The sequence below is a fragment of the Pseudomonas sp. NPDC086581 genome (genome assembly GCF_044746165.1).
Lineage (GTDB): Bacteria > Pseudomonadota > Gammaproteobacteria > Pseudomonadales > Pseudomonadaceae > Pseudomonas.
On record NZ_JBIVBR010000006.1, the window covers coordinates 172,852 to 196,315 of the forward strand.

General features: G+C 66.3%; 14 protein-coding genes. 3 read left to right on the plus strand and 11 right to left on the minus strand.

Going from position 1 to position 23,464, the window contains the following annotated elements; all coding sequences use genetic code 11:
- Positions 1-107: 107 nt before the first annotated feature.
- From ACIPK7_RS14235 to mexA, 3 genes are read right to left on the minus strand one after another with little or no spacing between them, the layout of a single operon-like run.
- Positions 108-1,556, minus strand: coding sequence for an AdeC/AdeK/OprM family multidrug efflux complex outer membrane factor (locus tag ACIPK7_RS14235; RefSeq protein WP_192432175.1), 1,449 nt, complete (start codon positions 1,554-1,556; stop codon positions 108-110).
- A gap of 1 nt (position 1,557) precedes the next feature.
- A complete protein-coding gene (locus ACIPK7_RS14240) occupies positions 1,558-4,698 on the minus strand; it encodes an efflux RND transporter permease subunit (protein ID WP_192432177.1) in 3,141 nt (1,046 codons plus the stop codon).
- A 15-nt stretch (positions 4,699-4,713) separates the two neighbouring features.
- Positions 4,714-5,871: a multidrug efflux RND transporter periplasmic adaptor subunit MexA gene (gene mexA, locus ACIPK7_RS14245; RefSeq protein WP_401088408.1), complete on the minus strand. Its 1,158-nt coding sequence runs from the start codon at positions 5,869-5,871 to the stop codon at positions 4,714-4,716.
- A 270-nt stretch (positions 5,872-6,141) separates the two neighbouring features.
- Here mexA and ACIPK7_RS14250 point away from each other — a divergent pair, with 270 nt between their 5' ends.
- A complete protein-coding gene (locus ACIPK7_RS14250) occupies positions 6,142-6,576 on the plus strand; it encodes a MarR family winged helix-turn-helix transcriptional regulator (protein ID WP_401088409.1) in 435 nt (144 codons plus the stop codon).
- Between the two features lie 51 nt (positions 6,577-6,627).
- On the opposite strand, the gene ACIPK7_RS14255 is transcribed toward ACIPK7_RS14250, so the two are convergent.
- From ACIPK7_RS14255 to ACIPK7_RS14265, 3 genes are all read right to left on the minus strand, one after another.
- A complete protein-coding gene (locus ACIPK7_RS14255) occupies positions 6,628-7,203 on the minus strand; it encodes a YceI family protein (RefSeq protein WP_401088411.1) in 576 nt (191 codons plus the stop codon).
- 28 nt (positions 7,204-7,231) lie between these two features.
- On the minus strand, positions 7,232-7,786 hold the full coding sequence (locus ACIPK7_RS14260) for a cytochrome b (protein WP_401088413.1): 555 nt from the start codon (positions 7,784-7,786) through the stop codon (positions 7,232-7,234).
- A 176-nt stretch (positions 7,787-7,962) separates the two neighbouring features.
- The gene (locus ACIPK7_RS14265; RefSeq protein ID WP_401088415.1) at positions 7,963-9,453 is read right to left on the minus strand and encodes a flavin monoamine oxidase family protein; all 1,491 of its coding nucleotides are present in this window, start codon (positions 9,451-9,453) and stop codon (positions 7,963-7,965) included.
- 192 nt (positions 9,454-9,645) lie between these two features.
- Here ACIPK7_RS14265 and ACIPK7_RS14270 point away from each other — a divergent pair, with 192 nt between their 5' ends.
- Together ACIPK7_RS14270 and ACIPK7_RS14275 are read left to right on the plus strand one after the other, a co-directional pair.
- Complete coding sequence (locus tag ACIPK7_RS14270; RefSeq protein WP_192432186.1) at positions 9,646-11,049, plus strand: adenosylmethionine--8-amino-7-oxononanoate transaminase; 1,404 nt, start codon at positions 9,646-9,648, stop codon at positions 11,047-11,049.
- A gap of 65 nt (positions 11,050-11,114) precedes the next feature.
- Complete coding sequence (locus tag ACIPK7_RS14275) at positions 11,115-11,834, plus strand: 16S rRNA (uracil(1498)-N(3))-methyltransferase (RefSeq protein WP_401088417.1); 720 nt, start codon at positions 11,115-11,117, stop codon at positions 11,832-11,834.
- A gap of 162 nt (positions 11,835-11,996) precedes the next feature.
- On the opposite strand, the gene ACIPK7_RS14280 is transcribed toward ACIPK7_RS14275, so the two are convergent.
- The 5 genes from ACIPK7_RS14280 to ACIPK7_RS14300 all read right to left on the minus strand — a co-directional run bounded on the left by ACIPK7_RS14280 (position 11,997) and on the right by ACIPK7_RS14300 (position 23,456).
- A complete protein-coding gene (locus ACIPK7_RS14280; RefSeq protein WP_401088419.1) occupies positions 11,997-12,608 on the minus strand; it encodes a LysE family transporter in 612 nt (203 codons plus the stop codon).
- Positions 12,609-12,682: 74 nt separating this feature from the next.
- Positions 12,683-13,483 carry an AraC family transcriptional regulator gene (locus ACIPK7_RS14285; protein WP_192432192.1) on the minus strand — a complete coding sequence of 267 codons (801 nt, stop codon included), beginning with the start codon at positions 13,481-13,483 and terminating at the stop codon, positions 12,683-12,685.
- A gap of 7 nt (positions 13,484-13,490) precedes the next feature.
- Entirely contained in the window at positions 13,491-14,006 is a 516-nt protein-coding gene (locus tag ACIPK7_RS14290; RefSeq protein WP_225614838.1) for a chemotaxis protein CheW, read from the minus strand.
- A gap of 11 nt (positions 14,007-14,017) precedes the next feature.
- Complete coding sequence (locus ACIPK7_RS14295; RefSeq protein ID WP_192432194.1) at positions 14,018-15,052, minus strand: chemotaxis protein CheB; 1,035 nt, start codon at positions 15,050-15,052, stop codon at positions 14,018-14,020.
- Positions 15,045-23,456: an Hpt domain-containing protein gene (locus ACIPK7_RS14300; protein ID WP_401088589.1), complete on the minus strand. Its 8,412-nt coding sequence runs from the start codon at positions 23,454-23,456 to the stop codon at positions 15,045-15,047. Before ACIPK7_RS14300 ends, ACIPK7_RS14295 begins: the two co-directional genes overlap by 8 nt.
- Between the last annotated feature and the right edge of the window lie 8 nt (positions 23,457-23,464).

Here is a 23,464-nt window from a genome sequence, read left to right on the forward strand (position 1 = left end):
GCAACCCGTAGGGCGCATAACGCCTAAGGCGTTATGCGCCGCCAACACGGCGCACCAACGAAAACGCCGCCCCGAGGGGCGGCGTTGTTGTTTCCAACCGAAGAGGGTCAGCCCTTGGGCGCCTCGCTGGAGATCGGCTTGGCTTGCGCCGCCGTCGCCTGCCAGCCGCCGCCGAGGGCCTTGTACAGGTTGACCTCGCTGGTCAGCTGGTTGAGGCGGTCAGTGATCAGCTGCTGCTGGGCACTGAACAGCGAGCGCTGCGCATCGAGCACGGTGAGGTAGTTATCCACACCGGTGCGGTAGCGCTTGTCGGCCAGGCGGTAGTACTCGCTGGTGGCGTCCACCAGCGAGCGCTGCGCCTGCAGCTGCTCATTGAAGGTACCGCGTGCGGCGAGGCCGTCGGCAACCTCGGAGAAGGCCGTCTGGATGGCTTTCTCATACTGCGCCACGTTGATGTCCTTCTGCACCTTGGCCAGGTCCAGGCTCGCCTGCAGGCTGCCGGCGTTGAAGATCGGCAAGGTGATCGAAGGCTTGAACAGCCAGCTGCCGGAGCCGCCGTCGAACAGACCGGACAGGTCCGGGCTGAGGCTGCCGGCGTTGGCGGTCAGGCTGATGTTCGGGAAGAACGCCGCCCGCGCCGCGCCAATGTTGGCGTTGGCCGCCTTGAGCTGGTGCTCCGCCTGGAGGATGTCCGGGCGGCGCTGCAGCAGATCGGAAGGCAGGCCCGCCGGCACCGTGGCCAGCAGCTCGTCGGACAGCTGGCGGCCCTGGGGCAGATCGCCCGGCAGGCCGGAGCCCAGCAGCAGGACCAGCGCGTTCTGGTCCTGCGCGACGAGACGGGTGTACTGCGCCAGGGTAGCCCGCGCGCTTTCCACCGAGGTCTGCGACTGGCGCAGGTCCAGGGCAGAGGCGACACCGACTTCGTAGCTGCGTTTGGTCAGGTCGTAGCTCTTCTGGTATGTAGCCAGGGTGTTGCGGGTCAGCTCCAGTTGGGCCTGGTCGGCGCGCAGCGTCAGGTAGGCGTTGGCGACGTTGGCCACCAGGCTGGTCTGGGTGCTGCGACGGGCCTCTTCGCTGGCGAAGTAGGTTTCCAGCGCCTGGTCACGCAGGGCACGCAGGCGGCCGAACAGGTCGAGCTCCCAGGAGGTAACGCCCAGGGTCGCGCCGTACTGGCTGCTGATCATCGAGCTACCAGTGGTCGACAGGTCGGCCGGCAGGCGCTGGCGGGAGCCGGTGATGCTGGCGTCCACCGCCGGGAACAGGTCGGCCCGCTGGATGCGGTACTGCGCCCGGTAAGCTTCGATGTTCAGCGCGGCGACGCGCAGGTCGCGGTTGTTTTCCAGCGACACTTCGACCAGTCGCTGCAGTTGCGGGTCCTTGAAGAACTCGCGCCAGCCGATGTCGGCACCGGCCGTGGCCGGCTGCCCCGCATCGTAGGCTTCGCCCTGCGGATAGGCCGCGGCCACGGGCGCCTCGGGGCGCTCGTAGTCGGGGATCAGCGAGCAGCCGGACAACACGCCGGCTGCTATCGCGAGGGACAGTAAGGACTTTCTCATATCAATGCCCCTTCTCGGTGGATTCCTGCTCCTTGGACGCCGGGTCCTTGAACAGGGTACTGACCACCACATAGAACAACGGCACCCAGAAGATCGCGAGGACGGTCGCGGTGACCATGCCGCCGATCACGCCGGTACCGATCGCGTGCTGGCTGCCCGAGCCTGCGCCGGTGGAAATCGCCAGCGGCAGCACGCCCAGGACGAAGGCCAGGGAGGTCATGATGATCGGGCGCAGACGCATCCGGCACGCCTCGATGGCCGCCTCGACGATGCCCTTGCCCTGCTCGTGCAGTTCCTTGGCGAATTCGACGATCAGAATCGCGTTCTTCGCCGACAAGCCGATGGTCGTCAACAGCCCCACCTGGAAGAACACGTCGTTGGACAGGCCGCGCATGGAGGTCGCCAGCAGCGCACCGATGACGCCAAGCGGCACCACCAGCATCACCGAGAACGGGATCGACCAGCTCTCGTACAGCGCCGCCAGGCAGAGGAACACCACGATCAGCGACAGGGCATAGAGGGCGGGGGCCTGCGAACCGGACAGGCGCTCCTCGTAGGACAGACCGGTCCAGGCATAGCCGACGCCCTTGGGCAGTTGCTTGACGATGTCCTCGACCGCCGCCATGGCCTCACCGGTGGAGCGGCCCGGGGCCGGTTCACCGAGGACTTCCATGGCCGGCACGCCGTTGTAGCGCGCCAGCTTCGGCGAGCCATAGCTCCACTCGCCGGTAGCGAAGGCACTGAACGGCACCATCTCGCCGGCGCTGTTGCGCACGTACCACTTGTCCAGGTCTTCCGGGCTCATCCGCGCATTCGGCCGGCCTTGCAGGTAGACCTTCTTCACCCGACCGCGGTCGATGAAGTCGTTGACGTAGTTCGAGCCCCAGGCGATGGAGAGGGTGCTGTTGATGTCCGCCAGCGAGATACCCAGCGCACTGGCCTTCTCGTCGTCGATCAGCAGCTTGTACTGCGGTTCGTCGTTCAGGCCGTTGGGACGCACGCGCTGCAATACCGGGTTCTGCGCGGCCAGGCCGAGGAACTGGTTGCGCGCCTGCATCAGCACTTCGTGGCCGACGCCGGCCTGGTCCTGGAGGAAGATGTCAAAGCCCACGGCGTTACCCAGTTCGAGTACCGCCGGCGGGGCGAAGGCGAACACCATCGCGTCCTTGAAGCTGAAGAAGTGCATCTGCGCACGCTGGGCCAGCGCGAACACGCTGTTCTCCGCACCAGGACGCTCTTCCCAGGGCTTGAGCATGATGAACGCCATGCCCGAGCTCTGGCCGCGGCCGGCGAAGTTGAAGCCGGTCACGGTGAACACCGAGGCCACCGAGCTGCTTTCCTTGTCCAGCAGATACTCACGCATGGAGTCCACCACCACCTGGGTGCGCTCGGCGGACGAACCAGCCGGGGTCTGCACCTGGGCGAACAGCACGCCCTGGTCCTCGTCGGGGAGGAACGCGGTCGGGATGCGGGTGAACAGGTAGATCATGCCGCCGAGGATCAGCACGTACATCAGCAGGTACGGCACGCGGTGCTTGAGGATCGAGGTGACACCGCGCTCGTAGCCGTGGGTGGTGGAGAGGAACGCACGGTTGAACCAACCGAAGAAGCCGCGCTTGTGTTCGCCGTGGTCGCCCTTCTCGATGGGTTTGAGCATGGTGGCGCAGAGCGCCGGGGTCAGCACCAGGGCCACCAGCACCGACAGGGCCATGGCCGAGACGATGGTGATGGAGAACTGGCGGTAGATCACCCCGGTGGAGCCGCCGAAGAAGGCCATCGGCAGGAATACCGCCGAGAGCACCAGGGCGATACCCACCAGCGCGCCCTGGATCTGGCCCATGGATTTGCGCGCGGCTTCCCTGGGTGACAGGCCTTCCTCGGCCATCACCCGCTCGACGTTTTCCACCACCACGATGGCGTCGTCCACCAACAGGCCGATCGCCAGCACCATGCCGAACATCGTCAGGGTGTTGATCGAGAAGCCGAAGGCGGCGAGTACGCCAAAGGTGCCCAACAGCACCACCGGCACGGCAATCGTCGGGATCAGCGTGGCGCGGAAGTTCTGCAGGAACAGGTACATCACCAGGAACACCAGCAGGATCGCTTCGCCCAGGGTCTTCACCACCTCATGGATGGAGGCGGAGACCACCGGGGTGGTGTCGTACGGGTAGACGATCTTCATGCCCTGCGGGAAGAACGGCTCCAGGGTACTCAGGGTCGCGCGGATCGACTTGGCGGTGTCCAGCGCGTTGGCGCCGGTGGCCAGCTTGATCGCAATACCCGAGGCCGGCTTGCCGTTGAACTGGGCGTTGATGCTGTAGTCCTGGCCACCCAGGGCGACGTCGGCGACGTCCTTCAGGCGAACCTGGGAGCCGTCGGCGTTGACCCTGAGCAGGATGTCCTTGAACTGCTCGGCGCTCTGCAGGCGGGTCTTGCCAATGATGGTGGCGTTGAGCTGCTGCCCCTTCACCGCCGGCAGGCCGCCCAGCTGGCCGGAGGAGATCTGCACGTTCTGCGCCTGGATCGCCGTCTTCACGTCGCCCGGCGTCATCTGGAAGCTGTTGAGCTTCGCCGGGTCGAGCCAGATGCGCATGGCGTACTGCGAACCGAACACCTGGAAGTCGCCCACACCAGCAGTCCGCGACAGCGGGTCCTGGATGTTGGAGACGATGTAGTTCGACAGGTCTTCCTTGGTCATGCTGCCGTCTTCGGAGACGACGCCCACCACCATCAGGAAGTTCTTCACCGCCTTGGTCACGCGGATGCCCTGCTGCTGGACTTCCTGCGGCAGGAGCGGTGTGGCCAGCTGCAGCTTGTTCTGCACCTGGACCTGAGCGATGTCAGGGCTGGTGCCCTGGTCGAAGGTCACGGTGATGGTCATGCTGCCGTCGGAGTTGGATTCCGAGGAGATGTAGCGCAGATGGTCGAGACCGTTCATCTGCTGCTCGATCACCTGCACCACGGTGTCCTGCACCGTCTCGGCGGAGGCGCCCGGGTAGCTCACCTGAATGGCGATGGCCGGCGGCGCAATGGCCGGGTACTGGTTCACCGGCAACTTGAGGATCGACAGACCGCCCGCCAGCATGATCACCAGGGCGATCACCCAGGCGAAGATGGGCCGGTCAATGAAAAACTTCGACATTACGAATCCCCTTGATTAACCCTGCTTGGCCGGTTGAGCGGCGGCGGGCTTGTCGGCGGCACCCGCGGTGGGCGCCACGTTCTTCGCGGGTACGGCCTTGGCCTGGGCGCCCGGCTGGACATACTGCAGGCCTTCGGTGATCAGGCGGTCGCCGGCTTTCAGGCCATCGCTGACCAGCCAGTAGGCACCGACGGTGCGGTCAGCCTTGATGGTGCGCAGCTCGACCTTGTCCTCGGCATTGAGCACCAGTGCGGTCGCCATGCCACGGAAGTCACGGGTCACGCCCTGTTGCGGCGCCAGGATGGCCTGCTTCTTGATGCCCTCTTCCAGCTGCGCATGGACGAACATGCCCGGCAGCAGCTCCTTGTTCGGGTTGGGGAAGATGGCGCGCACGGTCACCGAGCCGGTGCCCTGGTCAACCGAGACCTCGGAGAACTCCAGCCTGCCCTCGACGGGGTATTCGGAGCCGTCTTCCAGGTACAGCTTGACCTTGGCGGCGTTGTCGCCGGCCTTCTCCAGCTGTCCGGCGGCCAGCTCGCGGCGCAGGCGGATCAGCGACGTGGAGGACTGGGTGACGTCGACGTAGATCGGGTCCAGTTGCTGCACGGTGGCCAGTGCGGTGCTCTGGCCGTTCTGCACCAGGGCGCCTTCGGTCACGTTGGAGCGGCCGATGCGGCCGGAGATCGGCGAGTAGACCTTGGTGTAGCGCACGTTGATCTGCGCGCTGTCTACAGTGGCCTTGGCCTGCAGGTAGGCAGCCTGGGCGTCGGCGTACTGCTGCTTGCTCACTGCCTCGTCCTTGACCAGTTCCTTGTAGCGCTCGGCCTGCTGCTGGGTGGATACCAGGTTGGCCTGGGCGCTCTGCAGCGTCGCCTGATAGGTGGCCGGGTCGATCTGGTACAGCTGCTGGCCTTCCTTGACGTCACTGCCTTCCTTGAACAGGCGCTTGAGGATGATGCCGTTCACCTGCGGGCGAACCTCGGCAATGCGATACGCGGTAGTACGGCCCGGCAGTTCGGTGCTCAGGGTGACTTCCTGCGGCTGCAGGGTCACTACACCGACCTCGGGGATCTGCTTCTCCTGCGGCGCCTGGGCTTTGTCGCAGCCGGCAAGAGTGGCCATGGCGACGAGCAGGGCCGGGACCAGGGCGCGCATGGCTGGCTTTCGTTGCATATCGTTGTCCTCGTGAGCAAAGCATCCGGTTTGGCTGTGGGCTTACCGGTCCGGAAAAGCTGGCAAAAATACTTACATTCAGCTGTGTTTGTAAACGTCCGAAAGCCCTGAGGGAAACCTACTGAAACGTTTTAGCCAAAGGCTGATATCGCAGTAGGTTTCCCGCAAGGCAGTCGCGGCGGCGTACAAAGTTGATAACATCAACTAAAATACGAAAAAATGGTTGAGCCAATCAACCTGATTTACACAACACTTACCGTGACCGAGCCAATGACCCACAGCGTGAATCCCGACCTGCCGCAGACCCTGATGAAGGTCCTCGAACACTTGCGCGAGAGCCTCCAGGACCAACTGTGCGCGGAGGGCATCGATCTCACGCCGCCGGATATCCGCCTGCTCGAACTGATCGGCGCCGATGCCGGCCAGAGCCTGCAGAGCCTCGGTCGCAAGATGTGCCGCGACAAGGCGCTGGTAACCCGCAAGATCCGCGAGATGGAGACACTGGGCCTGGTGCGGCGCGAACGCAACCCTGACGACCAGCGCAGCTTCCAGCTATTCCTTACCGAAACCGGGAGCCGCATCGACGAGCGCACCCAGGCCATCCTCGCACGCACCCATGACAGTCTGTTCGCGCCGCTGGACGACGAGGAGCAACGCACCCTTACCCAGCTCCTGCGGCAGTGCCTGCAGGGCCACACCGACTGACAGCACAAACGAAAACGCCGGCATTAGCCGGCGTTTTCGCAATCCTGCGTCTTACTGACGCACCCCTTCTACCGACAGGGTCAGCTCGACTTCCTGGGAAGCCGGGCCGAGATCGCGCTGGATGTTGAAGTCCTTCAGCTTGAGGGTGGTGGTGCCGAGGAAGCCGGCACGGTAGCCGCCCCACGGGTCATCGCCCTGGCCGATCAGTTCAGCCTTGATGGTGACCGGCTTGGTCACGCCGTTCAGGGTCAGGTTGCCGGTGATCTCGGCATTCTTGCCCTCGGCCTTCACGCCGGTGGATTCGAAGGTCGCGGTCGGGTTCTTCGAGACGTTCAGGAAGTCCGGGCTGCGCAGGTGCTTGTCACGCTCGGCGTGGTTGGAGTTCACGCTGTTGGTGTTGATGGTCACCTTGACCTTGTCGGCGGACGGGTTCTTCTCGTCGAAGGTGAAGGCACCGTCGAAGTCGTCGAAGCGGCCGTACAGCCAGCTGTAACCCAGGTGCTTGATGCGGAACTCGATGAAGGCGTGCTGGCCTTCCTTGTCGATCTTGTAGTCGGCGGCCATGGCCTGTCCAGCGGAGAACAGGGCGGTACCCAGCGCCAGAGCGGCGAACGTCTTCTTCAGCATTGAAGCAATCTCCCTTTGAGGTGAGGTGTTATTTCGCGGCACGACCGAGCATGCGGACCAAGGTCTCATCACGGTCGAAGAAATGGTGTTTGAACGCCGCCAGGGCGTGCAGCGCGGCCAGCACCACGAGGGTCCAGGCCAGGTAAAGGTGGATGGCGCCGGCGATATCGGCCTGGTCGGTGATGCCGCTCAGGGTGGCGGGCACGTTGAACCAGCCGAATACGCTGATGGGCTTGCCTTCTGCGGTGGAGATCAGGTATCCGGCGATGATCACCGCGAACAGCAGCGCGTAAAGCGCCAGGTGGCCGAGCTTGGTGGCGAGGCGGGTCATCTGGCCGTGGTTGGCCGGGGTCGGCGGCGCCGGACTGATGAAACGCCACAGAACGCGCACGATGAGCGCGATGGCCAGGAGGATGCCGATGCTTTTGTGGATTTCCGGCGCGCGGTGGTACCACGTGTCGTAGTAATCCAGCTCACGCATCCACAGGCCCAGGCCGAACAGGCCGAAGATCACCAGCGCACTGCCCCAATGCAGGAACAGGCTGACCAGTCCGTAGCGAGCAGGGGAATTACGCCATTGCATCGATCGACTTCCTTGAAAACGGGAGTTCAAGACTAGCGGTTAATCCATCGAAGAAAAGCAGAAAAATCTGCTTTGAAACATCGACTGACAAGATAGGTCAGGGGCTGAAACACCCGTCCCAGAGCCAGAAACGACAATGCCGGCTTTCGCCGGCATTGTGGATGGAACGGGTGCGATCAGAACGGCAGCCAGGACATGATGCCCTTCTTCTCGCCCTTGGCATCGGCCGGCTTTTCGCTGGCCGCCGGCTTGTTGTCGGCCACCAGGGACGCGCCTTCGAGCACCGGCGTCTTGCCGGCGTAGAGGTCGCGGACCTGGCTGGCGGCACGCTTGCCGCTGCGCAGGGCGCCTTCGATGGTGCCCGGATAGAGCGCATCGGTGTGCTCGCCGGCGAAGGCCACGCGGGACACCGGGGTCTCCCACACACGCCAGAAGCGGCTGATCTGGCCCGGGCCGAAGGCCAGGTAGGAACCGCCGGTGCCGGCGTCGGTGCTGTAGCGACGCATTTCGTAGCCGTCGTAGGCGCCGCGCATCTTCGGGTAGTACTTGTTCATGCGGATCAGCACCTGCTCGGAGAGCTGGCGGTCACCGAAAGCCTGCATCACGCGGGCGTTGTCGCCGGACAGGTTGATCAGCACGTTGGCGCCGCCCTTGGTCGCAGGCTCGACCCAGATCATGCCCAGGCCCTGGTCGCTGTAGATCTCGCCGGACAGGCGCGACTTGTCGTCCCAAACCGGGCGTTTGAACTTCATCAGGATCTGGTCGCGCCAGCCGTAGTTGGTGCCCTTGAGGGCCGCCAGCTGCTTCTCGTTCAGGCCCGGAGTCAGGGTGATGTTGCCCAGGGCGCGCAGCGGCACGGCCAGCACCAGGTAGTCCGCGGTATAGCCGGTGGGGCCGACCTTGACGGTCACGCCGTCCTTGTCCTGGCTGATCGCGGTGACCTTGGCGTTGGTCTTGATGGTCTTGATCTGCTTGACGAAGGCCTGGGCCAGCACCTGGCTGCCGCCGGGCAGACGCGACGCGCGCAGATCACGGTCGTCGACGCCGCGGTACACACGGCCCTGCTGGGCGAGGTAGAGCAGCGACAGGCGCGACGGTTCGTCGTAATGCGAACGAATGCGTTGGTTGACCAGCAGGCGCGCGGTCGGCGACAGGTTCAGCTTGTCCAGCCAGCGCGCGGCGGTGAGCTGGTCGAGGGCGAACAGGGTCTTGTTCGCCAGCGGGTTGAGCGGGTCGTCGATGGAGGCGGACAGCTCGTTCAGGGACTTCTCGAAGCGCTCGAGGTCCGCGGCGACGGCCGGCATCTTGGTCTTCAGATCGGCGCTGGTGTAGTAGACGCCGTCGATCAGGTAGCTCGGGGTACGGACGAACTCCGGTGCCGGCACCGAATTCACCTTCAGGGTTTCCAGGTAGCCGTTGAGGGTCGGCTGGACCTTCTTGTTGCCGATCCACTCGCTGGTCGCCAGGCCCGAACGGCCGCCCACCTGCGGCTTGGCTTCGAGCAGGGTGACCTGCCAGCCCGCCTGCTGCAGCTCGTAGGCTGCGGAAAGACCGGCGAGACCGCCGCCGACCACGATGGCGGTCGGTTGTTTGTCCTTGCCCAGCGCCACTACGCTGAACACCCCCAGAGCAAGCAACGCGGCAGCGCGCAGCCATCCCATTTTCATCGCCAGACTTCCCCGAATTGGTGCAAAGGCGCGAAGCATACGTGAGCGCCGGAAAGCCGAATAGCCGTGTTGGTCGGCTGCCCGCAACATGTGCCGTGGGACGCATCCTTGTTCATCTCAGGTGCATTGAATAGGCTTGCCCGATCCGGGCGAGTCGACCGTCTGACGAGCCATCATTTCAAGGAGCAGACCATGGGCCTGAACGCCGAGTGGATGCAGCGCGATCTCGAGGTGCTGTGGCACCCCTGTACCCAGATGAAAGACCACGAGCGCCTGCCGGTAATCCCGATCCGCCGCGGCGAGGGCATCTGGCTGGAGGATTTCGAAGGCAAGCGCTATATGGACGCGGTCAGCTCCTGGTGGGTCAACGTCTTCGGCCACGCCAACCCGCGCATCAACCAGCGCATCAAGGACCAGGTCGACCAGTTGGAGCACGTGATCCTCGCCGGCTTCAGCCACCAACCGGTGATCGAGCTGTCCGAGCGCCTGCTGCGCCTGGCGCCGGCCGGCTTCTCCCGTGTCTTCTACGCCGACAGCGGCTCGGCCGGCATCGAAGTGGCGCTGAAGATGAGCTACCACTACTGGCACAACCTCGGCCAGCCGGAAAAGAAGCGCTTCATCACCCTGACCAACAGCTACCACGGCGAAACCGTGGCGGCGATGTCGGTGGGCGACGTCGCGCTGTTCACCGAGACCTACAAGTCGCTGCTGATGGACACCATCAAGGTGCCGACCCCCGACTGCTACCTGCGCCCCGAAGGCGTGAGCTGGGAAGAGCACTCGCGGACGATGTTCGCCGCCATGGAGCAGGCGCTGGAGCAGCACCATACAGAAGTCGCGGCGGTGATCGTCGAGCCGCTGGTGCAGGGCGCCGGCGGCATGCGCATGTACCACCCGGTCTACCTAAAGCTGCTGCACGAGGCCTGCGACCGCTACGGCGTACACCTGATCCACGACGAGATCGCCGTCGGCTTCGGCCGCACCGGGACGATGTTCGCCTGCGAACAGGCCGACATCACCCCCGACTTCCTGGTGCTATCGAAGGCGCTGACCGGCGGCTACCTGGCGATGAGCGCAGTGCTCACCACCGACACGGTCTACCAGGCCTTCTACGACGACTACGCCACCCTGCGCGCCTTCCTCCACTCGCACACCTACACCGGCAACCCGCTGGCCTGCGCCGCCGCCTTGGCGACCCTGGACATCTTCGAACAGGACAACGTCATCGAGGCCAACAAGGCCCTCGCCGCAAAAATGGCCAGCGCCACCGCGCACCTGGCCGACCACCCGCACGTCTCGGAAATCCGCCAGACCGGCATGATCCTCGCCATAGAGATGGTTCAGGACAAGGCCAGCAAGACGCCCTACCCGTGGCAGGAGCGCCGCGGCCTGAAGGTCTTCCAGCATGGTCTTGCGCGCGGCGCGCTGCTGCGCCCATTGGGCAGCGTGGTGTACTTCCTGCCGCCGTACATCATCACCCCCGAGCAGATCGACTTCCTTGCCGAGGTCGCCAGCGAAGGCATCGATATTGCCACCCGCGACAGCGTGAGCGTGGCGGTCAGCGAACGCTTCCCCGAGCATCGCGATCCGGGCTGATCGGCTACAAGCGGCAGGCCGAAAGCTTTAAGCTTGCCGCTTTCCCCCATCAGTTCGACATTGCCATGCGCCTTTCCCGCTTCTTCATTGACGCCCCGCTCTCCCTCGGCCAGCACGAACTGCCCGAAGCCCAGGCCCACTACATCGGCCGCGTGCTCCGGCACACGGTCGGCGACGCCGTGCAGCTGTTCGACGGCTCCGGCCAGGAATACCTGGGCGAACTGATCGAGGTCGGCAAGAAGAACGTCCGCGTGGAACTGCGCGAAGTCTTCGCCGGCCAGGCCGAACCGCCGCTGCGCGTGCACCTGGGCCAGGGCCTGTCCCGCGGCGAGCGCATGGACTGGGCGATCCAGAAGGCCACCGAACTGGGCGCCAGCGAAATCACCCCGATCGTCAGCGAACGCTGCGAAGTGCGCCTGAAGGACGAACGCGCCGACAAGCGCATGGCCCACTGGCGCCAGATAGCGATCAGCGCCTGCGAACAATGCGGCCGCTCGGTGCTGCCGGTGCTCAACGCGCCGCTCACCCTTGCCGAATGGCTGGCGAGCTGCGAGGCGCAACTCAAACTGGTGCTGCACCCAGTCGCCGAACCACTGAGCAGCCATGACAAGCCGGCCAGCCTGGCCTTCCTGATCGGCCCGGAAGGCGGCTTGAGCGATGCGGAAGTGGAACAGGCCAAGTGCGCCGGATTCCATGCCGCGCGATTGGGGCCGCGGGTGCTGCGCACCGAGACTGCTCCGGTGGTTGCGCTGAGCGTGGCGCAGCAGCTTTGGGGTGATTTCTAGAGCCTCTGCGCTTGAAGAGCCCGTCTCCCTGAGGGAGAGGGGACTGTCCTCAGCAAGATGAAACCTAACCATCAGCCGGCACATTCGGCTCCCTCTCCCTCTGGGAGAGGGCTGGGGGAGGGTAAACCGACGGCGCCGATGTTAGGCGGGTTCGCGAGCGAATCAGATTCCCCGCAACGCCAACCCCGCCAGCACCAGCAGTACCAACCCGCACAACGCATGGCTGACCCGGTGCCAGCGCGGTGAGGCGTTGCGCCGCAGCCAGTCCACCAGTGCCGCGCAGAGGAAGCAGCAGAGCACCGAAGCCGTCATGAAGCCGGCGAAGAACACCAGCGAGTCCGCCAGCGACGGCACGCCGTTCACCAGTCCGGCCATGGCACCGCCCAGCGCGCCCCAGTAGACGATGTTCTTCGGGTTCGACAGCGACAGCATGGCCCCAGACGCGAAAGCCCCGGCGTTGTGCTCGCCGCTATCGCCCTCCTCCGCCAGGCCAACCTGGCGAGCATCCAGCAGGCTCTGCACACCCAGCCAGGCCAGATAGGCCGCGCTGGCCAGTGTCAGGGGCAGGCGCAAGGTCTCGTGGCCCAGCAGCAGCGCCAGCCCGGTGAGGCCGATCAGCGCCCACACCGCGTCGCCGATCAGCGAGCCGAACTGCACCAGCAGCGCCGGGCGAAAGCCGCCCTTGAGGCCCCGGCGCAGGGTTTCGGCGAGCACCGCGCCGGGGGACAGGCAGAAGACGATGCCGAACAGCAGGGCGGCGAAGAACAGGGTCATGGATCAGCTCTCGAACAGGATGGCGATGGTGTGATTCTGCCTGGACGAAGGCCGCCGCACTTGAACCGGATTGCTCAGCGCAGGGCGCGCTGGAAGTTTCCCGGCGAGACGCCATAGGCGGCGCGGAAGTGCCGGTTCAGGTGGCTCTGGTCGGCGAAGCCCAGTGTGTGCGCCACGTCGGTGGCCGGCAGCCCCGCGCGCAGCAACGCCTGGGCGCGCCGGGTGCGCAGTTGCATGGCCCACTGCCGCGGGCTCAGGCCGACCTGCTTCTGGAAGCTGCGCAGCAGGTGGAAGCGCGACAGGCCGAGATAAGTCGCCATTTCATCGAGGCTGGGTTGTCGCGCCAGATCGGCGGCCAGCCACTCCTGCAGGTCGGCAATCCGGCCACCGTTCCCGGTAGCCTCCTGCGGCAACCGCACGCCCATGGCGCGGATGATCTCGGCCAGCAGCAGCGTCAGGCGTTCCTCTCCGTGCAGGCGAACGAAGGCGTCTTCGCCCAGCGCGCGCTCCACGGCATCGGCCATGGCAGCGGCCAGGACGGGCAGGCGGTCGGTGGGGCGTTCGAACTCCAGGCGTTGCAGTCCCAGCATCGCGGCCAGTTGGTCTGGCGCAACGTAGAGGCTGACGAATTGCCAGGGCTGGCCTTCGTCGACGCCGCCGCCCTGAATCTGCCCGGGGTTGTAGGCGGTGATGGCGCCGGGGCCGGCGTCGAAGGTGCGGCCATCCAGCCACACGCTTTCCTCGCCGTGCAGGTTGGCGCTGATGACGAATTCGTCGTGGCTGTGGCGTTCGAAACGGTGGCCGCCGAGGGTGGCGCCGGCGACCTCGAAGCCGGGTTGCCCCCCGAGCTGGGCGAGGCGCAGACCGGCGGTCATGGCGGGCTCAGATCAGGCCGGAGTCGGCCAGCTTCTGCTCCAGCGCGGCCAGGTCGGGGATGCGCGCCTGGGCGTCTCCCAGGTCCACCGCGTCCAGCTCCAGCGGCGCCAGCGGCACGTCGGCGCGCTTGAGGTCGCTGCCGACCTTCACCGAACGCGGGATGCCCTGCACCAGCAGGGCGAAGAACTTCACGTTGGGCCGCCCGCCGAGGGCGTTGACCACGATCACCCGCGCGCCGGGGCTGACTTCGGCCTGGCCGTCGGAGGCCGCCTCGAAGGACAGCAGCGGCAGGCGCAGGTCGCGCCAGGCCACCTGGCCGAGGTACCAGGAAGGCAGGCCGTCCACCGGGTGCGGGGCACGGTAGGTGATCAGCTCGGCCACCGCCACGTTGGGCAGCAGCAGGTTACGGTCGGCCAGCGGCACCAGCAGCGCGGTCAGGCTGTTGGGAGCGGCGTTGGCCGCGGCACCATTGGCAACGGCGGTATTGGCAACGCCGGCATTGGCGACGGGAAGATCACTCATCGGGCCTTATCTCACTGCGTGACTACGCCGACGCATTGCTCGGCAAGGTGATTGACCAGCGCCGCCGCGAGTTCGCGCGGGTCGCCGGAAAGGGTGCTGTAGCCGCCTTCGCGCAGGCTGTCGGGCATGCTGGAGCAGGCGCAGCTGTCGGCGCGCTGGGTCCAGATCGGCGCGCCCTGGCGGCGTACGTAGGCCGCGGCGGCGCTGCCGTCGCTACACATGCCGCTGAACACGATCACGCCACAACGATCACCGTACTGCTGGGCGAGGTTGAGCATCATCTGGTCGATGGACGGGCTGTAGGGCTCCGGCCAGCCGCGATCTTCTATGCGCATGCGCGCCGAGCCGTCGAAGCCCAGTTCGCGGGAGATCGGCACCACCACGACTTCACCGCAGCGCACCGGGTCGCCGTCGCGCACGGGGTTGACGTGCCACTGGCTGTGACGGCCGACTGCTTGTGGCAGGTTGGCCTCGAAGGAAGCGTCGATGTGTTGGGCATACAGGAAGCCAACCGGCAGGCCGCCGGGCAGCGCATCGAGGAAAGTCTTAACCGCCGCCGGACCACCCAGCGAGGCGGCCAGCAGCCAGACCTGCGCAGCCGGTTCGCCGGCCTTGAGCGGGGAGGCCGCTAGGTCATCGGGCAACGCCACGCGGGTCGGGCGCTGCGCTTCGTCGAGCAGCGCAGCCAGGCTGCAGCCAACGCCGGCGCTGGGGTCGCCTACCAGCTTGCGCAGCTTGGACACCAGCCGGCGTTCCCAGCGCGGGTAATGTTCGGAATGCCGCTCCGGCGCGTGGCCTTCGCCGAACAGCACGGGCACCCGCGACTGTTCCAGCAGGTTGTCCACCAGCGGCGAATCTTCCTGCTGCGCCAGGTCCACCAGCCACAGGTCGGTCTCGCAGGCGTCCAACTGGTCGCTTTCAAGGCGCGCCGGGTCAGCGTTGAGCACCACCTGGTAGCCATGGCCGGCCAGGGCCTGCGCCAGCACGTGGCGCTGCAAGGAGGTATCGGCAATCACCGCAATCCGCGGCGTGCTCTGCTCAGACATGGGCCTTCACCAGCTTGTGGATGTTCTCCAGCAGCTCGGATTCCTGGTACGGCTTGCCCAGGTACTGGTTGACGCCGATGGCCAGGGCACGGTCGCGGTGCTTCTCGCCGGTACGGGAGGTAATCATGATGATCGGCAGGTCCTTCAGCTGTTCATCGTGGCGCACCAGGGTGGCCACCTCGAAGCCGTCCATGCGCGGCATCTCGATGTCCAGCAGCATGATGTCGGGCTTGTGTTCCTGCAGCTGGGCGATGGCGTCCACCCCGTCCTTGGCGGTGAGCACGTTCATGCCGTTGCGCTCGAGCAGGCGGCTGGTGACCTTGCGCACGGTGACCGAGTCGTCCACCACCATGACCAGGGTCGGGCGCTGGTGCTCGATTTCCGCGGCAGCCGGGCCGGCCAGCTGGCGGCGCGGGGCGTGCTGGATGAGCTGGGCATGGAGCACGCGGATGGTCGCCAGCAGGTCGAGAATCACCACCACGCGACCGTCACCGAGGATGGTCGCACCGGAGATGCCGCTGACGCCGGCGAACTGCGCACCGAGGCTCTTCACCACGATCTCGCGCGAGCCCGCCAGGGCATCCACCTGCACTGCCACGGCGTGGTCCGCCGAGCGCACGAGGATCACCGGCAACGGCAGCGACTGCCCGACCAGCTTGGGATGCTGGCCGTTGTTGAGCAGGTCGCCCAGGTATTTCAGTTCATAGCTCTGGCCCGCGTATTCGAAGCTCGGCGCGGCGCCGGTCTCGTCGGCGGCAGCCTGCTCGTAGAGGGCTTCGAGCTCGTACGGGGAGACCCGCACGATACCTTCGATGGTGTTCAGCGGCAGGGCGTAGAGGTCTTCGCCGGAGAGCACCATCAGCGCGCGGTTCACCGACACGGTGAACGGCAGGCGAATGTCGAAGCGGGTGCCTTCGCCGATGCTGGAGTGGATGCTCATGGAGCCGCCGAGCTGCTTCACCTCGGAGTTCACCACGTCCATTCCCACGCCACGGCCGGAAATCTGCGTGACCTTCTCGGCGGTACTGAAGCCGGCCTCGAGGATGAACTGCAACACCTCGTGGTCGTTCAGCTCGCTGTCGTCGGTCATCAGGCCGCGCTCGATGGCCTTGCGGCGCACCGCTTCGAGGCGGATGCCGGCACCGTCGTCGGCGAGGGTCAGGAGGATGTCGCCACCCTCACGGCCCAGGGTCAGGCGGATGGTGCCCTGCTCGGGCTTGCCGGCGATGCGGCGTGCCTCGCCGGACTCAATGCCATGGTCGACCGCGTTGCGCAGCATGTGCTCCAGCGGCGCGACGATGCGTTCGAGCACGGTACGGTCCATCTCGCCTTCGGCGTTGCTGACGACGAACTCGACCTGCTTGCCCAGCTCGCTCGCCACCTGGCGGACGATCCGGCGCAGGCGCGGCACCAGGCGGTCGAAGGGCACCATGCGGGTGCGCATCAGGCCTTCCTGCAGCTCGGTGTTGACCCGCGCCTGTTGCAGCAGCAGGGTCTCGGCGTCGCGGTTCTTGGCGGCCAGGGTTTCCTTGAGGTCGAACAGGTCGGAAGCAGACTCGAACAGTGCGCGCGAGAGCTGCTGCAGCTGCGAGTAGCGGTCCATTTCCAGCGGGTCGAATTCTTCGTAGCCGGCGCGCTCGGCGTCGGCCTGGTGGCGCGAGAGGATCTGCGCCTGGGTTTCGGTATCGAGGCGGCGCAGCTGATCGCGCACCCGCTCGATGGTGGCGTCCATCTCGCCCAGGGTCGAACCGACGTCGCTCACCTGCTGCTCGACGCGACCGCGGAAGATGGAGGTCTCACCGGCGAGGTTGACCAGGCCTTCGAGCAGTTGCGCGGGCACCTTCACCAGTTCCTGCGGCGCGCGGCGCGCAGCGGCTTCCTGGGCGGCTTCCTGGGCACGGCGGACGAAGGGCAGCACTACCGGCGCATCGATGCGCTGCGGTACGGCCGCAGCCATGATGGCTTCGGGCAATACCGGCAGGTTCACCGGGGCCGGCTGTTCGGCAACCGGCTCCTCGGCGAGGTCTTCATGCTGGCTTTCGGCGATTTCGACTTCACCCAGGTGCAGGCGCAGCTGGTCGACTTCGGCCTGCAGGCCTTCGAAGCCGGACTGCGCGTCCATCAACAGGCTTTCCGGCCAGGGCGCGCCCTGCTGCTGGGCTTCGCCCAGGTGCTGTTCGAGGTCGTGGGCCAGGTCGCCCAGGCTGGTCTGGCCAGCCAGGCGCGCACCGCCCTTGAGGGTGTGGAGAATGCGCAGCAGCTCGTCGAGCGCACCGTTCTCGCGCTCGGCGTCCCAGCGGCCCAGGGCCTGTTCCATGGCTTCCAGCAGGTCATCGGCCTCTTCCAGGAAAATATCCAGGATGTCGGCTTCCGGGCCTTCCGGCGCGGCATGGGCGGAGCTGATCGCGTGCAGGCTGACGCTGCTGGGGATGCTCAGTTGTTCGTCGGGGTTGGCACGAAATCGGTGGATCGCGTCAATCAGCGATTCACCTCCCGGAACCCGGCGATGCTGCTGGACCGCTTCGAGCATCTCGGCGAGACGATCGTGGCAGCGCTGCAGCAGTTCGAAGAGGGTCGGGCTCGCGCGCAGGCGTCCGCCGCAGAGCCCTTCGTAGAGGAACTCCAGTTCGTGGGAGAGATCGCCGATGGGGCGGATCTCGGCCATCCGCGCGCCACCCTTGAGGGTATGCAGGTCGCGTTGCAGCGCTTCCAGCTCGACGCTGTTGTCGGGGTTTTCCATCCAGCGGTGCAGAGCAGCGGAGGAGCTTTCGAGGATGTCGAAACCTTCCTCGAGGAAGATTTCCACCAGTTCCTGGTCGCGGTCTTCGTCCAGCTCGTACTCGCTGTCCTGCACGCCCGAGGCTTCAGGGACAGCAGCGTCCGGCTCGGCCGGCTGCGCTCCGGCAACCTCGGTGTCGGCGGCTTCGAGAAACGCCTGCAGGTCGAGATCCTGCGCAGTGGCTTCCAGATCCGGCTCGATGCTTTCGAAATCGACGGTTTCCAGGTCGATGCTTTCGAAATCGCCGGCCTCAGACTCAGCTACTGCGTGCTCGTCGGCGGCTTCGGCTTCCGGCGCTGCCTCGGCGGGCAGCTCCAGCTCGATGTCGTCTTCGATGACGGGCGGCAGTTCGAGGCTTTCGTCCTGCTCGGCCACGGCGCCCTGCTGCGCGGCCAGGGCCTGCGGCAGACTCAAGCCGGCGGCCGGGTTCTGGCGGAAGGTGCGGATGGTCTGCACCAGGTCGGCCGGGTCGGTCAGCGCCTGGCCGGCCTGCAGTTGGTCGAGCTGGGTCGCCAGACGGTCGTGGCAGGTGCGCAACAGGTCGCCCAGCGGCTGGCTGTGCTGGAAGCGGTGGTCCAGCAGACCTTCATAGAGCGATTCGAGTTCGTGGGACAGGTCGCCGATCTCGCGGATTTCCGCCATGCGCGCGCCACCCTTGAGGGTGTGCAGGTCGCGCTGCAGAGTCGAGAGCGCGGCGAGGCCTTCGGGCGAGGCCAGCCACTGATCCAGCGCCTGGCCGGCGTTGTCCAGGATGTCGACCGCCTCTTCGAGGAAGATCGCCACCATTTCCTCGTCCAGCGCCCGCGGCGGTTGCTGCGGGGCGGGATGGGCATGCGGGGTCTCGGCGGTGATGACGTCATCGTCGTCATCGTCGGCGGCGCCTCGCGGCGCGCCGTCATTTTCGTTGCGTGGCGACCAGCTCAGGCCGTCGGGCAGGTTGTCGTCGTCCACCGGGCGGCTGTCGAGGAGGAACTCCTCGTCCTCGGCAGGGAAGTCTTCTGCAGTCAGGCTTTCCAGGTCGACGAACTCGATGTCGGTGGCGTCCTGCTGGTCGTTCTCCGGCTCGTCCGGTGCGGCGACCGGGGCGTCCAGCAAGCGATGCAGCGCTTCGACCTGTTCCGGGCGGGCGCTGACCTGCAGGGCCGCAGCCACCTGGTCCATCATGCCGATCAGCGCCTCGTGGGCGGTCTCGGCAGCAGAGAAGAAGGCGTCCCCGGTTTCCAGGCGACCCTGGCGTACGGCACCGTAGACCGCCAGCAGCGCATCGGCGAGTTCCGCCATCTGCGGCAGCTCCGCCATCTGCGCGCCACGACTGAGGGTTTCCAGCTCGTCATACAGGGCGCCCAGCTCATGGCGCTCCTGCGGGTGTTCACGCCAGCGGCGCAGCAGGTCCTCGGCGTCGAGCAGGATATCCATGCCCTCGGCGAGGAACATGCCGATCAGCTGCGGGTCGTTGCCGCTTCCCTCGCCGCTTTCACCGCGACGCTTGGCCTCGGCAGCGTCAAGGCGCTCCTGGTGGATCTGCGCGATGCGCGCCAGCAGCTCCGGGCTGCCTTCGATGGGCGCCAGCGGGCGGCCTTGGACGAGCTGGTCGAGACCGACGCGGAACAGGCCTTCGGCGGCGTGCAGCAGCTCGGCCTCGCGCAGGTCCACCTGCAGCAGGTTGGTCTTGAATTCCTTCACCAGCCGCTCCAGCGGCGTGGCGATTTCAGCGATCGGCAGGATGCCGGCCATGTGTGCGCTGCCCTTGAGCGTGTGCAGGGCGCGCTGCAGGTCGTCGGTCACCGGCTGCGGCAGCTGCTGCGCGCAATCGGCGAGGAAGCCGACCAGGGTTTCCAGATGGGCTTCCGCTTCATTGCGGAAGATCTCCAGCAACTGCGGGTCGAGGCTTTCGTCGAGTCCTTCGTTGGCGGCCTGCGCTGCAATCTCCTCGACATCCGCCAGCTCGGGGGTGATGTCCTCGACCTGCGGCACCGACTCGGGCAGCCCGCCACTCGGCGGCGGCACCGGCTGTCCCTTGGCCAGGGCGTGGGCAGTGGCGGCCAGGCGGTCGACATCGTCGCGCTGGCGCTGGGCGCTGGCGGCGTACTCGTCGACCAGTTCGGGCATCAGCGCGACCACGTCCTGGACCACCTGCAGCACAGCAGGCGACGCGGCGATGCTGCGGTCGAGCACGCGGTTGAGCAGATTCTCGATGGACCAGGCCAGCTCGCCGATCACCAGCGCGCGGACCATCCGGCCACTGCCCTTGAGGGTGTGGAAGGCGCGGCGGATTTCGGTCAGCGAGTCGCGGTCGTCGGTGCTGGCCATCCAGGTCGGCAGGTGCTCGCCGATGGTTTCCAGCACTTCACCGGCTTCTTCGATGAAGACTTCGCGCAGCTCTTCGTCGATCGGTTCTTCGTCGGCGGGCGGCGGCAGCAGGCTGGGCGGCACGTCCTGGGCAGGCGGGTTGATCGCCTGGACCGGGGCAGCCATGACCTCGGCGAGGGACAGCGGCTTGGCCGGTGCCTCGGCGACCGGCTCGGGTTCGGCCGGCGGGCTGGGCAGCTCGACTTCCGGCAGGTCCAGGTCGGCGATGTTCTCGTCGCTCCAGGCTTCGGCCTGGAGGGCAGGCGTTTCAGCTTCGGCCAGCGACTCCAGCGATTCCAGCTGCAGCGGTGCGTCGAGGCTGAGGTCGACGCCGGCATCCAGCGCGGTCGGTTCGCTCAGCTCGCCCAGTGTCCAGTTGTCATCGCTGACCAACGAGGCTTGCGCTGCGGACGGCTCTTCGGCGGACGGCTGGACATCGAAGCTCAGGTCTTCCAGGGGTTCCAGGCTCGCCAGTGGCGCGGGTTCGAGCGCTTCCAGGCTGGCGAAGTTTTCGTCCAGTTCCAGGGACGGCGCGGGCGACTCGGCAGCCGGCTGGCTCAGGTCGATGCTGAACCAGTCTTCCTCGGCGGGCTTCTCACCGGCCGGTTCGAGCGATTCCATGTTCCAGCTCAGCTCGTCCACCGGGGCCGGAGTGGCCTCCAGCGACGGCAGGCTGGCGAAGTCTTCGAGCAGCTCGGGCGTTGCCGGGGTTTCGCCCGGCGCTGTGGACAAGTCCGGAGCTTCCCAGGACTGTTCGGCAATATCGGGCTCAGCCTGAGCCGGCTCGTCGAAGCGCGACGCCTCGGCCAGCGGAGAGGCTTCGTCCAGGCTCCAGCTCAGCTCTTCAGCCAGCGGCTGCGCCGGGGACTCTTCCAGCGTTTCGAGGCTGAACTCGATGCTATCGGCTTTGTGGCTGTCGTCCAGCGACCAGCCTTCGTCGGCCAGGGTGGTGTCGGTGATCGGTGCAGCCGGCTCCAGCTCGATGTCCCAGCTGAGGCTTTCCGGCTCCAGGGTGGCGGCCGGCGCGCTCGGTTCGGTAGAGGCGGCCAGCGGCTCGACCTCGTCCAGGGTCCAGGCGCCCAGCTCAGCAACGGGCTCGGCAGCAGGCAGACCGGAGTCCAGCTCCAGGGGCTCGAAGGTGAAGCTCGATTCGGCTTCGCTGACAGCCTGGCTTCCGGGCTCTGCTGGCAGGTCGAAGTCGGCCAGCGGCGCGGCTTCATCCACTGCAGCAGGTTCGACGACCGGCTCCAGGGATTCGTACGTAAAGGTCTCTTCGCCTTCGACGACGGGTTGCGGCGCGTCGAAGCCGGCCAGGTCGAGGATCGCCTCATCTGAAGGAGCCAGCTCTTCCAGAGGCGCCAGCTGAGAGGGCTGTTCGAACGACAGCTCTTCGAGCGGCGCAACCTCGAAGCTGTCGGCAATTTCCACAGGAGCGGCCAGTTCCGGGACGCCTTCCACCGGCACCGCTTCGGTCGGCTCGGCCAGCGGCTGGGCGGCCAGCACGTCGATCTCGTCGAGCGGATTATCCAGAGGTGCAGGCAGCGGCACGGGGGCATGAGCTTCCGGCTCGGCGTCGAGGATCGACGGACGCGGCTTGAGCGAGTAGCCCAGGCTGTCCAGGCTCTCCTCGGCCACGTCGAGGATCAGGTCGCCCTGGGTGTTGTGGTCTTCCGACAGACGCTCGAGGTAGTACTCGACGCTGGTGATGGCGTCGGCCAGGGTGTCCAGGCTGTGCCAGTCCGGCACGGCCTGGCGCACCAGCAGTTGTTCCTGGATGTAGCGATTGCAGTTTTCCAGCAGTTTCGCCGCACGTTCCTGGGAGATCATCGCCAGGCCGCCGCGAACCTGCGTCAGCAATTCCGGCACGCGGGCCAGGTGCTCGTGGTTCCATTGCGAGGCGATGAACTCGATGATCGCGTCCTTGGCCAGTTCCAGGCCGTTACGCGCTTCCTTGATCACCACCTGGTGGATCTGCTCGACGTCGGTGGTCGGCAGGACGTTCTCTTCGCTGCCCGGCTCTTCGCTCGGGCCGACCATGCCGGCCAGGGTGGCCTCGACATACAGCAGCGCACCGGCGACATCCATCAAGGTGGCGTCGTTGGGCTGGCGCTGGCCATGGGCGAGCGCGCTGACCACATCGATCTGGTCGAGGATGACCTTGCGCGGCTGGCCGAAGCCCAGCACGGCGAGGGTGTCGGCGATCTGCTTGAGCGGCGCCAGCAGGCTGCCCAGCTCGTTCACGCCGCTGCGGTCGCTGCGCACGAAGAGGTCGAGGCTGTCCTTGACCCGCACCAGCTCCTCGCACAGCGCGCCGACGACCGAGCGCATGGCGTCGCGGTCGGGGCCGGCGAGACGGGCGCGCTCCTCGTCCACCAGGGCCGCGCCGGGCAGGGCGTCGTCCAGGCGGTATTCGTCCTTCACCGCACGCACGCGCGGCGACTGGTCGGAGGCCTTGGCCACATAGAACAGCAGATTCTTGATCAGCTCGTCCGGCGCCGGCTGGTTCATGGCGTCGGCGCCCTGGTCGACCAGACGTTTGAACTCGCGATCGACCTGGCGCAGCAGGTTACGCACCGAGGTGCCGTTGGCGATGCTGCCGTTGGCCAGGCCTTCGATCATCGCCGAGGCGATCACCCACAGGCGGCCCAGCGGGGCGTCCTTGCACAGGGATTCGAGGCGGGCGAAGACGCGCGCCAGGTAGCCCAAGTTGGTCGGCAGGTCCTGGTTGCGGATGACGCCGACCAGGGCGACCTGCAGCATCTGCCGCAGCTTGCGCAGCAGTGCCGGCAGTTCGGCGGTACGCAGGCGCGCCAGGGCATCTACCGGCAGGACCGGGGACTCTTGGGACAAGTCGGGGGAGAACAGGCTGGTTTCCGACAGCAGCTTCTCGCCACGGGCGGTGCGCAGGTCGTTGAGCAGCGGCAGCACGACCATCGGCAGGTCGCGGCGGGCGCTCTGGATGCGCTCAAGGTACGCCGGCAGTTGCAGGATGGCCTGCATCAGCACTTCCAGCGCTTCACTCTGGCTGGAAGTCTTGCCGTCGATCAGCGCCTGCGTCAGGTATTCCATTTCCTCGGCGAGCAGGGCCGCGCCGTAGAACTCCACCATCTGCAGAGTGCCGCGCACCTGGTGGATATAGGCCAGGCAAAAGCCCATCCGCGTCGGGTCCTGGGGATTCTCGACGTAGGATTCGAGGGCTTGCCGCGCCTGCTTGAGCGTTTCGGCAATCTCGCCTTTTACCCATTCCAGGGCGACATAGTCGTGCCGATCACCCATAGCCACTC

What these genes read in the sequence shown, in the direction of transcription:
- ACIPK7_RS14235 (WP_192432175.1), bottom strand. Translation starts at nt 1,556, where the DNA reads ATGAGAAAGTCCTTACTGTCCCTCGCGATAGCAGCCGGCGTGTTGTCC.
- ACIPK7_RS14240 (WP_192432177.1), bottom strand. Translation starts at nt 4,698, where the DNA reads ATGTCGAAGTTTTTCATTGACCGGCCCATCTTCGCCTGGGTGATCGCC.
- mexA (WP_401088408.1), bottom strand. Translation starts at nt 5,871, where the DNA reads ATGCAACGAAAGCCAGCCATGCGCGCCCTGGTCCCGGCCCTGCTCGTC.
- ACIPK7_RS14250 (WP_401088409.1), top strand. Translation starts at nt 6,142, where the DNA reads ATGACCCACAGCGTGAATCCCGACCTGCCGCAGACCCTGATGAAGGTC.
- ACIPK7_RS14255 (WP_401088411.1), bottom strand. Translation starts at nt 7,203, where the DNA reads ATGCTGAAGAAGACGTTCGCCGCTCTGGCGCTGGGTACCGCCCTGTTC.
- ACIPK7_RS14260 (WP_401088413.1), bottom strand. Translation starts at nt 7,786, where the DNA reads ATGCAATGGCGTAATTCCCCTGCTCGCTACGGACTGGTCAGCCTGTTC.
- ACIPK7_RS14265 (WP_401088415.1), bottom strand. Translation starts at nt 9,453, where the DNA reads ATGAAAATGGGATGGCTGCGCGCTGCCGCGTTGCTTGCTCTGGGGGTG.
- ACIPK7_RS14270 (WP_192432186.1), top strand. Translation starts at nt 9,646, where the DNA reads ATGGGCCTGAACGCCGAGTGGATGCAGCGCGATCTCGAGGTGCTGTGG.
- ACIPK7_RS14275 (WP_401088417.1), top strand. Translation starts at nt 11,115, where the DNA reads ATGCGCCTTTCCCGCTTCTTCATTGACGCCCCGCTCTCCCTCGGCCAG.
- ACIPK7_RS14280 (WP_401088419.1), bottom strand. Translation starts at nt 12,608, where the DNA reads ATGACCCTGTTCTTCGCCGCCCTGCTGTTCGGCATCGTCTTCTGCCTG.
- ACIPK7_RS14285 (WP_192432192.1), bottom strand. Translation starts at nt 13,483, where the DNA reads ATGACCGCCGGTCTGCGCCTCGCCCAGCTCGGGGGGCAACCCGGCTTC.
- ACIPK7_RS14290 (WP_225614838.1), bottom strand. Translation starts at nt 14,006, where the DNA reads ATGAGTGATCTTCCCGTCGCCAATGCCGGCGTTGCCAATACCGCCGTT.
- ACIPK7_RS14295 (WP_192432194.1), bottom strand. Translation starts at nt 15,052, where the DNA reads ATGTCTGAGCAGAGCACGCCGCGGATTGCGGTGATTGCCGATACCTCC.
- ACIPK7_RS14300 (WP_401088589.1), bottom strand. Translation starts at nt 23,456, where the DNA reads ATGGGTGATCGGCACGACTATGTCGCCCTGGAATGGGTAAAAGGCGAG.